Source organism: Erythrobacter sp. S158 (assembly GCF_057364915.1).
The window spans coordinates 2,328,165-2,341,679 of record NZ_CP200279.1 but is presented as its reverse complement, the minus strand read 5'-3'; the positions used below and the strand labels follow the sequence as shown (position 1 = coordinate 2,341,679).

Genomic DNA, 13,515 nt, shown 5'->3' with positions numbered 1-13,515 from the left:
TATCTTGCGCCCGACATAGGGATTGATGCGCCGTTTTGCGAGTGTTTTGCGCAGCGCCCCGTGCTAGCTTTCCTACAGGGGAGGGAACCGTATGTATGAGCTAGACCTCGAAGAGGCGTATTTCCCGGCGCAGACCGATACCGATTACACGGAGCGCACGATCGAAGGCGAATTGCGCGCTCAGGTTGCCGAGCGACCGGACGCGATGGCGCTGCGCGAATTGCTGGCGGATGGAAGCATTGGCCGCGAATGGACCTATGCGCAGCTGCTCGCGGATGCCGAGCGCTGTGCGCGGGCATTGGCCTCGCGACATGCGGCGGGCACGCGGATCGCGATCATGGGCGGCAATTGCCCCGAATGGGTGCTGGTCCAGTATGGCGCGGCAATGGCAGGCCTGACGCTGGTGACGGTGAACCCCAGCTTCATCGCGCGCGAGGTGCGCTACGTACTCGAACAATCGGGCTCGGGAGCGGTCTATTATCAGCCCAATGTGCGCGGCACGGCGCTTCGCCCCATCGTTGACGAAGCAGCGGCTGGCCTTCCAGCACACGACCACATCATCGACATCACCGACCACGGCGAGCTATTCGCGGGCGAGAAGGACGGCGAACTTCGCCCGACCGGCCCGCACGACATCGTGATGATCCAGTATACGAGCGGGACGACCGGCTTCCCCAAGGGCGTGTTGCTGCACCAGCATGGCCTCGTTCAGTCGAACCGCGACGTGTTCGTTCGTTGGAACCTTGCGCCCGGCAAGACGGTCATGTGTCCGTTCCCGCTGTTCCACACGGCTGGCAGCGCGGTCTGCGTGCTGGGCGTGATGGCGCACGGTGCTTGCCTGCTGTTAGTCTCAGTCTTTGATCCGGTCGCGGTGGCTAAGGCGATCGAGCGCGAGAAGCCGGAAATCCTCGGCGGTGTGCCCACCATGATTTTTGCGGTGATCGAAGCGGCCAAAGCGACCGGCACCGATGTCACCGGCCTCGAGACTGTCGTGAGCGGCGGCGCGATGGTGCAGCCTGCTCTCAACAAGGCGGCGATTGAGACTTTCGGGGTGCCGATCCTGATCGTTTATGGCCAGACCGAAACCTATCCCGGCATCACCGCCGTGTGGCCGGGCGATAGCGGAGAAGAGCTGTTCGAAACTATCGGCCAGCCCATCGCGCATATCGAGGTCGCGATCCTCTCGCCGCAGGACAATTCGATCCTTGGTATCGGGGAGCAGGGCGAGATCTGCATGCGCGGCTACAACCAGATGGTGGGTTACAACGACAACCCGCAGGCGACCGCTGAAACGATTGATGACGAGGGCTGGCTGCACACCGGCGACCTCGGGACGATGGCCGCGAACGGCTATCTCAAGATCACGGGCCGGGTGAAAGAGATGATCATCCGCGGGGGAGAGAACCTGTTTCCTGCCGAGATCGAGGCCGCGATGCTCGAACATCCGGCCATCGCCGAGGTCGCGGTTGCAGGCGTGCCGGACGAGAAGTGGGGCGAGATCGTGGCCTGCTTCATGCGCCTGACTGACGGTGCCGAACGCCCGAGCGACGACGAATTGAAGGCATTCATCCGCGAACGGCTCTCCCCGCAAAAGACCCCGGCGCATTGGGTCTGGATGAAGGAATTCCCGCTCACCGGATCGGGCAAGATCCAGAAGTTCCAGCTGGCAGAGAGTTTCGCGAAAGGCGAGCTTGGCTAGGCCGTTTGGAACTGGCGCGGCGATGCGCGCGTTTAGACCCGTATCAGGCAAGGGAGAATGCATGTGAGCGCGCTCAGAAAAGGACTTTACACACTCGCCGGCCTCGGCGCGCTTGGGATCGGAGGCTTTTTCACGCTTGGTCTTGTCTCGCAAGACGGCTCCGCACCCGGTCTCGTCGATGGTCGCCTTACCCCTTGTCCGGACAGCCCGAATTGCGTCAGCAGCGAAGAAGGCACCAGCGCGGAAAAATCGGTCGAACCCCTGCCACCGGGCGCATGGGACGAAGTGCCGCAGGTGATCGAGGAGATGGGCGGGACTGTCACGACCAACACTTCGGATTACATCGCGGCCGAGTTCAAATCGTCCTTCTTCGGTTTCGTCGACGATGTGGAGTTTCGCAAAGGTGATGACGGCGTACACGTGCGCTCCGCCTCGCGCGTCGGCTATTCGGATGGCGGCGTGAACGGAGAGCGGGTGAAAGCGCTGCGCCGGGCGCTTAGCGAATAAGTTCGGTTTCGACGCCCGCTTCGGGCAGGTCTGTTGGCTCATCGCCAAAGCGCACGTCCACGCTGGCGTTTTCGAAGCCTGCCACCTGAAGCGGGATTGCGAGGTTTTGCCTCACCGCCTCGCGCGCAGCCGTGCGGGCGAGTGCCAGCACTTCAGGGTTCTTCGCGAAGGCGAGAGCGCGGCGTTCGGCCTGCTCGGAATTGTTGGCGGCGAGGTCCTGCGCGGCCTGCCGCGTGACCCAAACGCCCTCTGTGAAAACCCGCGCCTTGGCCTCGTCGAGATTGGGGCGCGAGGTCTGCAAAGGCGGTAGTGTGACGGTCAGTTTCTCGGCCTCCGCATCCCATGTGAACGCGTCTTCGTCCATGCCTGAAAAGTCGATGCGATAGTCGACGCTGGCCGGAATGATCGTTGCCTGCCGCGTCTCAAGCAGGTCGACGCCTGCGAAGCTGCGCGTGTCGATGCTCTCGGCGACCACTTCAAAGCGGCTGGAGAAGACGATCAGCGAGTTCTGCTTTTCGAAGGCCAGCATCGCGCTTGCGACCGGATCGCCTTCTTCCTGATAGAAGTAGGCGCGCCAGGCTAGGAACAGGCACGCAACCAGAAGAAGTGCGGCCGCGAGGCTGAGCATTCGCTCGCCATGCGCGTTGAGCTTGCCGCCATCCGCTTTGACCGCAGGCGTCACCTCGCTTGCTTCCTTCAGACCGTCCGCCAAATCTCGCCCTCTTTGGTCGCAAGCCCGCGCTTTTCGAGTTCGATCAGATGCGCAGTCACGCTCATCTCAGCCGCCGGGATGAGGCGTTCGTCGAGGCCCTTGTACATGTGCGGGATGAAGGCGCTGACGCGGCGCGCTTCCTCGCCGAGCAGCCGCAGGATCTGGTTCTCGCGCTGGCGGCGATGGCCGATCATGCCGCGCACCAGCTGGCGCGGCTTTGTGATCGCCTCACCATGGGCGGAGTGGTAGACGGTGTCCTCGCGTGCCTGCAGCTTTTCGAGGCTCGCCATGTAGTCGCCCATATCGCCATCGGGCGGAATGACGACGCTGGTCGACCAGCCCATGACATGGTCGCCGGTGAAGAGCGAACCGCTCTCTTCGAGCGCGAAGCAAAGGTGGTTCGACGTGTGCCCTGGCGTTGCAACCGCGGTCAGCGTCCAGCCGGTCCCGCGCATTTGTTCGCCATCTTCTAGCACGCGGTCAGGTTCGTAGGTCGTGTCGAAAGCCTCGTCTGCGCGCGGCAGGTCGGTCTTGAGGACCAGCGGTGCACAGCCGACCACTGGGGCTCCGGTTTTCTCGGAAAAAGGCGCTGCGGCGGGCGAATGGTCGCGGTGCGTATGTGTGCACATGATCGCGGCAACTTTGCGCTCCCCAACGGCGGCGAGGATGGCCTCGATATGCGCAGCCTCGTTCGGGCCCGGATCGATCACCGCGCAATCGGGACCATCGAGCTGCCCGACCACATAGGTTTGTGTCCCGGTGTAAGTATAGGGCGATGGATTGGGCGCCAGCACCCGCGTCACAAGCGGTTCGACCTGATCGGCAAGCCCCGTGGGCCATGGCTTGGGAGGAATGGGCGGCATGGGCTTGCATATGGGCTGAAGCGTGGCAGAAGTCACGCCCAAGAGAGGGATCAAATGTCTGATTACATACTCGTCCTCGACGAAGGCACCACGTCGACCCGCGCCATGCTGTTTGCGAGCGATGGCGTGCTTGTCGCGAGCGCGCAGGAGGAACTGACCCAGCATTATCCGCAAGCTGGCTGGGTCGAGCACGATGCGAGCGAGATATGGGAAAAGACCTTGAAATGCGCGCTCGAGGTGATCCCAAAGGCGGGCGGCCCTGCGATGATCGCAGGCATCGGCATCACCAACCAGCGCGAAACGGTGGTAGCTTGGGACAAGGAAACGGGTCAACCGCTTACCCGCGCCATCGTCTGGCAGGACCGCCGCACCGCTCCGTTTTGTGCCGAGCTTCGCGCAGGCGGCCATGAAGAGGCGGTGCAGCGCAAGACCGGCCTCCTGCTCGACCCCTATTTCTCAGGCACCAAGATGCGCTGGATGCTCGACAACGTCCCCGAAGTGCGCGCCGCTGCCGATGCAGGCACGCTTGCCTTCGGGACGGTCGAAAGCTGGCTGGTTTACAAGCTGACCGCGGGCAAAAGTCACATCACCGATGCCAGCAATGCCAGCCGTACGCTTCTTATGGGCCTGGCGGATGATGGCTTTGACGAAGGGCTTTGCGAGCTTCTCGGCGTGCCGATCTCGGCGCTGCCTCAGGTGGTCGATATGTCGGGAAGCCTCGCTGAAACCGATCGTTCGGTCCTTGACGCGGCTATCCCGATTGCGGGTCTTGCTGGCGATCAGCAATCCGCGACCATCGGGCAGGCTTGCCTTTCACCGGGCGAGACAAAAGCGACGTACGGAACGGGGGCGTTCGTGCTCACCAACCAAGGCGAGAACATTCCGCTCTCGGCCAACCGAATGCTCGGCACTGTCCTGACGCAGCTGGATGGCAAGCGAACCTATGCAATCGAAGGTTCGGTCTTTGTCGCGGGGAGCCTCGTCCAGTGGCTGCGCGATTCTCTCGGTATCGTCGAGGTCGCGAGCGAGACCGAGAAGCTGGCCCGTTCAATCCCGGATAGCGGCGGCGTCACCATCGTGCCCGCTCTGTCAGGGCTTGGCGCGCCCCACTGGCGAGCCGATGCTCGCGGGGTCATCACAGGGCTAAGCTTTGCGAGCGGCAAGCCGCAACTGGCGCGCGCTGCGCTCGAGGCGATGGCGCATCAGACCTACGATCTTGCCGACGCTTTTGCTGCCGATGGAGCCGCGTGGCAGACCTTGCGCATCGACGGCGGGATGGCCGCGAATGACTGGATGGCTCAGGACCTCGCCGACATGCTGGATGTAACGGTCGAGCGCCCCGGCTTCATCGAGACGACGGCATTGGGGGCGGCCATGCTCGCAGCGGCGGGCGTGGGGCTTTACCCCGACCTTGCGAGCGCTGCTGAAAAGATGCGCGGTGAGCTTACGAGCTTTGCGCCATCTATGAGCGAGGATGTGCGCGAGGAACGTCTGGCGCGCTGGCGCAAGGCGCTGGAAGCGGTTTGATGCTCGCAGAAACCGGCGCGAAGCGCCGCAAGGGCGACCCGCCCGCCCGCAGCGGGCCTGTAGCGAAGCGGAAGGCGTCTAGCGAGGACGAAGCCGCACATGCGGCTTCGCATACAAACCACCTACCCTAAATCCTCGATCCGGCGTTTCAGCCGGCTGTGGATCGCGCGCGCGGGCGATGCCATCTCGAAGCCGCAGCGCCACGCTTCATCGAGCCGGGCGATGCGTTCATGCAGCCGCTCCGTTTCGGCGATAAGTGCGCAAGTTTCCGGTTCAAGCACTTCGAGCGCCTTGGGGTCCGCGCCTCGGTCCGAAGGCAGGGTGCCGTGCAGGCGCACTTGCGTTTCGCTGAGCTCGCCAGAGAAAAAGGCGCGCTGGTTTAGCAGCCATGCGAGCACATGCATCATGCGCGTCGTTGTCTTGAGGCCCTCGGTTGAAAGCGCCAGCCTGATGTCAGAGGCCTCACCGTTCTCCGGCTCGCGCGTGCCCAGCGCAAACACCGCTCGCACCTCGTCGGCCAGCAGCAGCGCCTCGCTGTAGAGCGCCTCGATAATCGGGCGTGAAAGATTGGAAGTGCGTGACATTTAGGGGTTTCGCTACGCCTCACGGGGCCGCGTTACCAGCTGCCCATGGTTACTATACCGTTGTCGTTTCTGTGGCGTCCCGTTGCGGTACATTATGAGGGCGCGTTTAACGCTTTGTTAAATTTGGGGGGTGCCCTTGCGATTGCTGAGCAGTCGAAATCAGTGCCGTGCAATGTAGATCGCTCTGAACCGACGCCGAAGGTGTCGCAAGCGCGACTGCGCGCCCGAGCTTATGCGAGGTAAGCCAAGCGGGCCGGATGGCCCGCGCCCGGCGCCAGAGGGCGCAAACAAATCACGCGATAATATCGGGCAGCAGCGTGTCCTCGATGATCGCTATCTGATCCTTGAGGCGCAGTTTGCGCTTCTTGAGGCGGGCGATCTGCAGCTGATCGGTCGAACCTGCATCGGTCAGCGCGGTTATGGCGGCGTCGAGGTCACGATGCTCGGTGCGCAGCAGTTCGAGCCGTTTGAGAAGCTCCTGCTCATTCATGTCGCAAACGAATCGTCCTCGTGGCTAAAGGGCCATAACTGATCGGTTCATGCGCCATCTTGCCGCCATTCGCCAAGGGCTTTTGCGCGGCTGTGCATATGCTCTTCGAACTGATCCGCGCTAGGTAGTGACCGCAGGTCGTCTCAGGATTTGGCGCGGTTCGCCGATTTACCTTTCATCAGCCCTTTGCAAGTTAACTGTGTTTGTGATTGTATCGAGATGTGCGGCCCGGCCGCTTGATGCCGAGTCGCTCCCCGGGGGCATCCCCCCGACACAAGCAAAGGAGAACGCTTATGGCATCGTCCGCATCTACGTCTCACGTGAATGCTCTCCAATCCAAACATGCAGGCCTAGAGGCCAAGCTCCGCGATGAGCTTGCTCGGCCCGCTCCCGATACGGCGATGATCCAGGCCCTCAAGAAGCAAAAGCTCAAGCTAAAAGAAGAGATTGCGCGCTGTTAGCGGCGCGCCGGTTTCCCCGCCGACCAAACCAACCAAAATGGCGCCGACGAAGTGCGCGGCGCTTCATGCAAGGCTTTGCTTTTGCAGAGCTGAGGGCCTAGTCAGGTCCAAGTCATGACTGCCGCCGCTTCCGCCAGACAAATCCTCACCCGCCTTCACGAAGTGATGGCCTCGCGCCTTCACGCGCAGGGCAAGCTTGACCAGGTGGTCGAGATCATCGGCGAATGCCTGTCGAGCGAGGTGTGCTCGATCTATCTGCTGCGCGAAGGCATGCTTGAACTCTATGCGACGCGCGGTCTCAACAAGACGGCTGTGCACGTCACCCGCATGGCGATTGGCGAAGGACTGACCGGCACGATTGCCGACAACGTCGAAACGCTCAATCTCGCCGAAGCGAAAGCGCATCCCGACTTCAGCTACCGCCCCGAAACGGGCGAGGACAAGTTCCACTCCTTTGCAGGCGTGCCGATCGTTTATCGCGAGCGGGCTGTGGGCGTTCTGTGCGTCCAGCACGTCGATCCGCGGCGTTACGAAGAGGTCGAGATCGAAGCGCTCCAGACCACCGCGATGGTCCTGTCCGAACTCATCACCAACGCTGAACTGGTCGACGAGGAAGAAGCGCTCAGCCTCTCGCCGCAGCAATCGGGCACTCAGACTTTGTCGGGGCTGACCCTGGTGAGAGGGCTTGGCGCCGGGGTTGCCGCCTATCACCAGCCGCGCGTGCAGATCACGCAGGTCATGGCCGACGATATCGAGGCTGAGCGCCAGCGTGTTTACCGCGCCTTCGATAAGATGCGCGAGCAGATCGACGGCCTCACCAACCAGGCCGACTTTGGCGTGGGCGGAGAGCATGAGGAAGTGCTCGAGACCTACAAGATGTTCGCGTACGACGAAGGCTGGTCGCGGCGTATCAACGAGGCAATTGATTCCGGCCTCACCGCCGAAGCCGCGATCGAACGCGTGCAGCAGCACACCCGCATGCGCATGCGCGAGATTGGCGATCCGCTGCTCGCTGACCGGATGCACGATCTGGAAGACCTTGCGAACCGCCTGCTGCGGATCGTGTCGGGCCAGATCGGGACCGCCGCGCAGCAAGGGCTTCGCAAGGATACGATCCTGATCGCGCGCAATCTGGGTCCTGCTGAATTGCTCGAATATGATCGCCGGCGATTGAAGGGCGTGATCCTTGAGGAAGGCTCGCTCACCGCGCATGTCGTGATCGTCGCGCGCGCCATGGGCGTGCCCGTGCTGGGCCGCGCGAGCCGCGCACGCTCGACCATCCGCGAAGGCGATGAAATACTCCTCGACGCCACCGCCGCCACTGCGACGGTGCGCCCGTCAGGGCAGATGGCCGATGCCTTTGCGCAGCGTTTCGCCAAGTCGAAAGAGCGCCAGGCCGCCTACGCTGAACTGCGCGATGTCGAACCCTTCACCCGCTGCGGCACGCGCGTGACGGTGATGATGAATGCAGGGCTGCGCGACGATATGAGCGCGCTGGCCATGACCGGCGCGGACGGGGTCGGCCTGTTCCGGACCGAATTCCAGTTCCTCGTTTCCGCCACGCTTCCTCAGCGCGAGAGGCAATTGAAACTCTACCGCGATGTACTCGATGCTGCAGGCGACAAGCCTGTGATCTTCCGCACAGTCGACATCGGTGGCGACAAGTCGGTGCCCTATCTTGCTTCCGACATTGCCGACAATGACGAGAACCCGGCAATGGGCTGGCGCGCACTTCGCCTCGCGCTCACCCGCGAAGGGCTGATGAAGGCGCAGGCCCGCGCGCTGCTTGAGGCGGCAGCGGGGCGCTCGCTTTACGTCATGTTCCCGATGGTCTCCGAAGTTTGGGAGTTCGACGCGGCCAAGAAGGTGTTCGACGAGCAGCTCGAATTTCTCCGCTCGAAAAAGAAGATGGTGCCTGAACAGATCCACTTCGGAGCCATGCTCGAAGTGCCAGCGCTCGCCGAGATGCTCGACCTTCTCGTCCCGCGCCTTTCCTTCCTGTCGATCGGCACCAACGACCTGACGCAATTCCTGTTTGCAGCGGACCGGGGGAACCCGGCGCTCGCCGAACGCTACGACTGGCTCAGCCCGCCGATCTTCCGATTCTTGCGCCGCGTGGTGCAGGGCACGGTCGGGAGCAACATTGACCTTGGCGTATGCGGCGAGATGGGCGGTCGCCGGCTTGAAGCGCTCGCGCTTCTTGGCATTGGCGTGCGGCGCCTGTCGATCACTCCGGCGGCGGTTGGCCCGATCAAGGAACTGGTGCGCAAGGTCGATCTGGCCGAGATCACCGATGCGATGAATCAGTGGCTTTCAGAACCCGGCGTCAACCTGCGCGAAGCATTGGCGCATTGGGCCGCTGAACGCGAAATCGAAACGGAATAAGGGCAGGCCGCCTCTGGTTAACGACCGTTTGGGGCGCTCTGGCTCATGCTCCCGGCTTTTCGAAATCGCCCGCTTGACTCCTGACCGGGTGGGAAGCTTCTTGCATCCACAATGAAAATGCAAAATAACCACGATAACGTGGATCGGGTCATGGATAACGAACAGGACAGCTCTCTCGAGGACGATGGGGTGGCGGAAGACATCACTTCCGACACGGCTGGCGGTCGCTTGCGTGAAGCGCGCGAGGCCAAGCGCCTCGATCTTGCGCATGTTGCCGCCGAAACGCGTATCCCGCTCAGACACCTCGAGGCGATTGAGGGGGGCGATTATGCCTCGCTGCCTTCGCGCACATATGCGATCGGCTTCACCCGCAATTACGCCCGGGTGGTCGAACTGGATCCCGAACAGATCGTCGGTATGGTTCGCGACGAGCTGGCCGATGGACAAGCACGCCAGTCGGCAATGCAGGGCGGGATGGAACCGGGCGATCCGGCCAAGCTTCCTTCGTCCGGACTTGCCTGGTTCGGCGGAATTGCGGCGCTGATTTTCGCTATCGGCGCGTTCGCCTTTGCAAGCACCTATTTCGGTGCGGGCGCTGACCTGCCCTCATTGATCGCGCAGGATGAGACTGCGGCTGACACAGCTGATGCCGCTGGCGAGACCGCGCGTGCTGCGAATGACGAGGGCGCGGCTGACGCGACCGGAGCCACCGCGCCGCTGCCCGACGGGCAGGTCGTTTTCACGGCCACGGGCGAGGGCGCTTGGGTGCGCTTTTACGAAGAAGGCGGAGAGCGCCTTTATGAAGGCGTGATGGAAGAAGGCGACACCTACGAAGTGCCGCTCGACGCCGACGATCCGCGCCTCAACACCGGACGCCCCAACGTGTTTGAGATCACCATCAACGGCCAGACGGTTCCGCCGCTTGCCGAGGAAATGGTGCCAGTGGGCAATGCGCCGGTTTCAGCCGCCGCTCTGCTTGCGCGTGCCGACACTCCGGACGAGCCGCAACTCACCAACAACTGAGCGAACACCGCTTAACTCTCATACCCCACATTCCCCCGTTTAGTGCGCTTACGGGGTCGACTTGAACGCACCGCTTCGCCACAGATTCCGGTCATATTCATGCGCGTCGCTCCACGATGCGCACATGCCAATGAAAGAGGGAGCCTGAACCACCATGACCCCCGCAAAACCTTCCAAATCCCTGGTCCGTCCGACCTTTCCCGCGCTCGGCGCATTCGTCGCCGCAGCCGTGGTTGCCACCATGCCGGTGCCTTCGATGGCACAGGACAATGCCGAGGCGCGCCTGCGCCGGGCCGAAGCCGAAATCCGCGCGCTGCAACGCGCCGTGTTTCCGGGCGGCGACGGGCGTTTCTTCGAACCGCAAATCACCGCTGATGGCACGACCACCGGTCCGACCACCTCGAGCGCGCCTTCGACAACCGCTGTGACCGACATCCTCGCGCGGCTCGACGCGATCGAACTGCAGCTTCAGCGCCTCACTGCTCTGACCGAGGAAAACACCAACGCGCTTGGCCTGTTGGGTGAGCGGGTAACCGGGCTCGAAGCGCGCGCTGTCGAAGCGCCGATGATTGCGGCGGAAACGCCCGTGGACACCCCTGCCGAGATGGGCAGCGATGAAGGCGAGGACGAAGACCAGCCTAGCGCCGCCGAGAGCAACCTTGCCGCCATGACAGGAGCGAGCGAAGCGGAAACGCAGGCCCCTGCGGCTACCGGACCAAGTCCCGAACGTCTCGCAGCGGTGCAGGAGATCACCAAGCCGCAGACGGACGATCCGGCAGACGATGAATACTCCTACGGCTTCCGCCTGTGGAATGCCGGTTTCTATCCGGAGGCACGCCAGCAGCTTGCCTCTTACGTCGAGCAGCACCCCGACCACTTCCGCGTCACCTATGGCCGCAACCTGCTTGGCCGCGCATTCCTTGATGATGGAATGCCCGAAGAGGCGGCGCGTTGGTTCCTGCGCAACTACCAGGCCGATCGCACTGCGCGCCGCGCACCGGACAGCCTGCTGTACCTCGCCGAGAGCATGATCGCGATGGGCGACACCCGGCGTGCCTGCATCGCGCTTGCCGAGTTTGGCGACACTTATCCGGCTGTTGCGACCGGACGGCTTGCCGACCAGTATGAGAGCAATCGTCGCCGGGTGAACTGCGAGGGCTGATCGGTCCGGTTCCCGGGCGCAAGGGGGCGCTGATTGATACGCATATCGACCTTGAGGCGATTGATCCTGAACTGATCGCGCGCTTTGACGCTGCGCTCGACCGCCTTTGCCCTGACGAAGATTGGGACGGGCCGCTGGGTCTCGCGGTCTCAGGCGGCCCTGATAGCCTTGCGCTCTTGTTGCTCGCCGCTGCGGCACGTCCGGGCGACATTGCGGTGATGAGCATTGACCATGGCCTTCGGCTCGAGGCCGCTCGCGAGGTCGCTTTCGTCGAAACCATCTGTCACTCGCTGGATGTCCCATTCACGTCAGCCAAGGTGACGCTGGGTGCAGGCAACCTGCAGGCAAAGGCGCGCGAGGCGCGCTACGCAGCGCTTGTCCAATGGGCCGCGCAGCAGGGGATCGGTCACGTCGCGACAGCACACCACATCGACGACCAGGCAGAAACGCTTCTGATGCGGCTTGCACGTGGGAGCGGACTGCCCGGTCTTGCCGGAGTGCGCGAGTGGACGCATCTGCCGGACAGCGACGTGCCCCTGATCCGCCCGCTCTTGGGATTTCGCAAGGCCGAACTGGAGGCGGTTGTAGAGAGCGCGGGTATCACTCCGGTAAGCGATCCCTCCAACGAGAATCCCGCATTCGACCGCGTGCGCGTGCGCCAGCATCTGGCAGAGCACGACTGGCTCGACGCTGAGGCGCTGGCGACAAGCGCGCAACACCTTGCCGAAGGATGGCGTGCGCTAGAATGGTATGCGCAGCTCGACTGGGAAGAGATGGTCAGCCGCGAGGATACGCCACAGGGCGCTCCGCAATACCGGTATTACTGTAATGTTCCGCGCGCGGTTCAGATCGAGACTGTGAGCCGGATCGTGAGCGCGCTTGGTGGCTGGGTCAGCCGAAGCGAAGCGGGCAACGCTGCCGACCGGTTATGGCGCGGCGAGAATGCCTCGCTCGGAGGCGTGCTGGGGCGCTGCGATATCGAGAAAGTCGAGAAAGTCGGTGTCGAAATGCGCGTCTGGCGGTTCTCACCCGAACCGCCGCGAAACACGCACTAACGGGTCACGACATGATCTTGTCGCCGAGGCCGATCATCTTGCCACGGGTGATCACGACCTTGTCGCCGCGCCCCGCAATAGCGAAAAGCTTTTCGGCAAAGGGATCGGGCACGCCGATACAGCCGTGCGAGGCATAGCCGTTCATGACGGGCGAGCCGTGGATCGCGATCCCGTCCCACGTAAGGCGCAGCGTCCAGGGCATCGGCGCGTTGTTGTACTTCTCCGATACGTTGTCGCGTTCCTTGGTCAGGATCGGAAACGTGCCGAGCGGCGTTGGGTGCGACTGCGTTCCAAGCAGCGCAACTGCCGTGCCGATCTCATGCCCGTCGCGGAACACGCTGATGACGCGCGCATCGAGGTCGACCGTCATGACGATCTTGCCCGTCGCCGGAGCGCGGCTTTCGTCCCAGTACCAGTCGCCATAACGGATCGTGCCTTCAATCGGCAGGATCGACTTGATCACGAAGGGATCATCGCTCTGGACGACCGGTACGGTCTGGACCTGCGGCTCCGAAATCATCCGGGTTGCGGGCCCGCGCGGCGGCTGCGTGTTGGCCGAGGCGTATTGCGCGGGGACGGTATTGTAGGTCACTTCGTCGAAATCGTAGGCGCTGCCGGTCACGATGGCAGGCGCTTCTTCGGGCGTTTCGCTCGGGGCATTGGCAAGCGCGTTCACCGATGCAGGAGCTGGCGGAAGCTCAGGCAGATCGTCGGTTGCCGTGTCGATGCCGTAGGGTTGCGGAAGGCTCGGATCGACCACCAGCGAAGCGCCGCCTGTTGTCGGGTCGATGGCGCGGATTGCATCCTCGGCGTCGGCGGCAACCTGCACGGCCGCATCGGCGGCGTTATCGGCGCTGGTCTGAGCAAGCGCGAGCGACGCGCCCCCGGTCAGCGCGGCAATCCCGGCGAGCGCGGTGAGGCGGAGATTTGTGAAAGCCATATGCAAAAGCCCTTGATCCATGCCATCGCATTATGGCGTTAAATGGATCCGGCTACCAGTGGCTAACCCGGCGGCGTCCCTCCGGGGGACGCGCGCGGGGTCAAATC

The 13,515-nt window shown here is 63.1% G+C and carries 13 protein-coding genes; 8 read left to right on the top strand and 5 right to left on the bottom strand.

The window, feature by feature from the left end:
• Positions 1–91 precede the first annotated feature (91 nt).
• Positions 92–1,699, top strand: a complete 1,608-nt coding sequence (locus AC0V6T_RS11475) for a class I adenylate-forming enzyme family protein (RefSeq protein ID WP_486127002.1) — start codon at positions 92–94, stop codon at positions 1,697–1,699.
• 63 nt (positions 1,700–1,762) lie between these two features.
• Complete coding sequence (locus AC0V6T_RS11470; RefSeq protein ID WP_486127000.1) at positions 1,763–2,206, top strand: DUF1499 domain-containing protein; 444 nt, start codon at positions 1,763–1,765, stop codon at positions 2,204–2,206.
• Here the strand turns inward: AC0V6T_RS11470 and AC0V6T_RS11465 are convergent.
• Together AC0V6T_RS11465 and AC0V6T_RS11460 are read right to left on the bottom strand one after the other, a co-directional pair.
• Positions 2,196–2,918, bottom strand: a complete 723-nt coding sequence (locus tag AC0V6T_RS11465; RefSeq protein ID WP_486126998.1) for a DUF4230 domain-containing protein — start codon at positions 2,916–2,918, stop codon at positions 2,196–2,198. The genes AC0V6T_RS11470 and AC0V6T_RS11465 overlap by 11 nt on opposite strands.
• The gene (locus AC0V6T_RS11460) at positions 2,903–3,781 is read right to left on the bottom strand and encodes an MBL fold metallo-hydrolase (RefSeq protein WP_486126996.1); all 879 of its coding nucleotides are present in this window, start codon (positions 3,779–3,781) and stop codon (positions 2,903–2,905) included. Before AC0V6T_RS11460 ends, AC0V6T_RS11465 begins: the two co-directional genes overlap by 16 nt.
• Positions 3,782–3,835: 54 nt before the next feature.
• Between AC0V6T_RS11460 and glpK the strand changes: the two genes are divergently transcribed.
• Entirely contained in the window at positions 3,836–5,308 is a 1,473-nt protein-coding gene (gene glpK, locus AC0V6T_RS11455; protein WP_486126994.1) for a glycerol kinase GlpK, read from the top strand.
• A 122-nt stretch (positions 5,309–5,430) separates the two neighbouring features.
• Here the strand turns inward: glpK and AC0V6T_RS11450 are convergent, their stop codons facing one another.
• Both AC0V6T_RS11450 and AC0V6T_RS11445 read right to left on the bottom strand, forming a co-directional pair.
• Positions 5,431–5,892 (bottom strand): DUF1465 family protein, encoded by a 462-nt coding sequence (locus AC0V6T_RS11450; RefSeq protein WP_007163147.1) that lies wholly within the window; start codon positions 5,890–5,892, stop codon positions 5,431–5,433.
• 292 nt (positions 5,893–6,184) lie between these two features.
• Positions 6,185–6,382: a YdcH family protein gene (locus AC0V6T_RS11445; protein ID WP_007163148.1), complete on the bottom strand. Its 198-nt coding sequence runs from the start codon at positions 6,380–6,382 to the stop codon at positions 6,185–6,187.
• A 293-nt stretch (positions 6,383–6,675) separates the two neighbouring features.
• On the opposite strand from AC0V6T_RS11445, the gene AC0V6T_RS11440 reads away from it, so the two are divergent.
• From AC0V6T_RS11440 to tilS, 5 genes are all read left to right on the top strand, one after another.
• Positions 6,676–6,843: a DUF465 domain-containing protein gene (locus AC0V6T_RS11440; protein ID WP_083776318.1), complete on the top strand. Its 168-nt coding sequence runs from the start codon at positions 6,676–6,678 to the stop codon at positions 6,841–6,843.
• A 114-nt stretch (positions 6,844–6,957) separates the two neighbouring features.
• The gene (gene ptsP / locus AC0V6T_RS11435) at positions 6,958–9,228 is read left to right on the top strand and encodes a phosphoenolpyruvate--protein phosphotransferase (protein ID WP_486126991.1); all 2,271 of its coding nucleotides are present in this window, start codon (positions 6,958–6,960) and stop codon (positions 9,226–9,228) included.
• Between the two features lie 150 nt (positions 9,229–9,378).
• On the top strand, positions 9,379–10,251 hold the full coding sequence (locus AC0V6T_RS11430) for a helix-turn-helix domain-containing protein (RefSeq protein ID WP_486126989.1): 873 nt from the start codon (positions 9,379–9,381) through the stop codon (positions 10,249–10,251).
• A 241-nt stretch (positions 10,252–10,492) separates the two neighbouring features.
• A complete protein-coding gene (locus tag AC0V6T_RS11425) occupies positions 10,493–11,413 on the top strand; it encodes a tetratricopeptide repeat protein (RefSeq protein ID WP_486128584.1) in 921 nt (306 codons plus the stop codon).
• Between the two features lie 29 nt (positions 11,414–11,442).
• A complete protein-coding gene (tilS, locus tag AC0V6T_RS11420; RefSeq protein WP_486128582.1) occupies positions 11,443–12,468 on the top strand; it encodes a tRNA lysidine(34) synthetase TilS in 1,026 nt (341 codons plus the stop codon).
• Between the two features lie 4 nt (positions 12,469–12,472).
• On the opposite strand, the gene AC0V6T_RS11415 is transcribed toward tilS, so the two are convergent.
• The gene (locus AC0V6T_RS11415; protein ID WP_486126987.1) at positions 12,473–13,408 is read right to left on the bottom strand and encodes a L,D-transpeptidase family protein; all 936 of its coding nucleotides are present in this window, start codon (positions 13,406–13,408) and stop codon (positions 12,473–12,475) included.
• Between the last annotated feature and the right edge of the window lie 107 nt (positions 13,409–13,515).

What these genes read in the sequence shown, in the direction of transcription:
- glpK (WP_486126994.1), top strand. Translation starts at nt 3,836, where the DNA reads ATGTCTGATTACATACTCGTCCTCGACGAAGGCACCACGTCGACCCGC.
- AC0V6T_RS11460 (WP_486126996.1), bottom strand. Translation starts at nt 3,781, where the DNA reads ATGCCGCCCATTCCTCCCAAGCCATGGCCCACGGGGCTTGCCGATCAG.
- AC0V6T_RS11415 (WP_486126987.1), bottom strand. Translation starts at nt 13,408, where the DNA reads ATGGCTTTCACAAATCTCCGCCTCACCGCGCTCGCCGGGATTGCCGCG.
- AC0V6T_RS11475 (WP_486127002.1), top strand. Translation starts at nt 92, where the DNA reads ATGTATGAGCTAGACCTCGAAGAGGCGTATTTCCCGGCGCAGACCGAT.
- AC0V6T_RS11430 (WP_486126989.1), top strand. Translation starts at nt 9,379, where the DNA reads ATGGATAACGAACAGGACAGCTCTCTCGAGGACGATGGGGTGGCGGAA.
- AC0V6T_RS11445 (WP_007163148.1), bottom strand. Translation starts at nt 6,382, where the DNA reads ATGAATGAGCAGGAGCTTCTCAAACGGCTCGAACTGCTGCGCACCGAG.
- AC0V6T_RS11425 (WP_486128584.1), top strand. Translation starts at nt 10,493, where the DNA reads ATGCCGGTGCCTTCGATGGCACAGGACAATGCCGAGGCGCGCCTGCGC.
- AC0V6T_RS11440 (WP_083776318.1), top strand. Translation starts at nt 6,676, where the DNA reads ATGGCATCGTCCGCATCTACGTCTCACGTGAATGCTCTCCAATCCAAA.
- AC0V6T_RS11450 (WP_007163147.1), bottom strand. Translation starts at nt 5,892, where the DNA reads ATGTCACGCACTTCCAATCTTTCACGCCCGATTATCGAGGCGCTCTAC.
- ptsP (WP_486126991.1), top strand. Translation starts at nt 6,958, where the DNA reads ATGACTGCCGCCGCTTCCGCCAGACAAATCCTCACCCGCCTTCACGAA.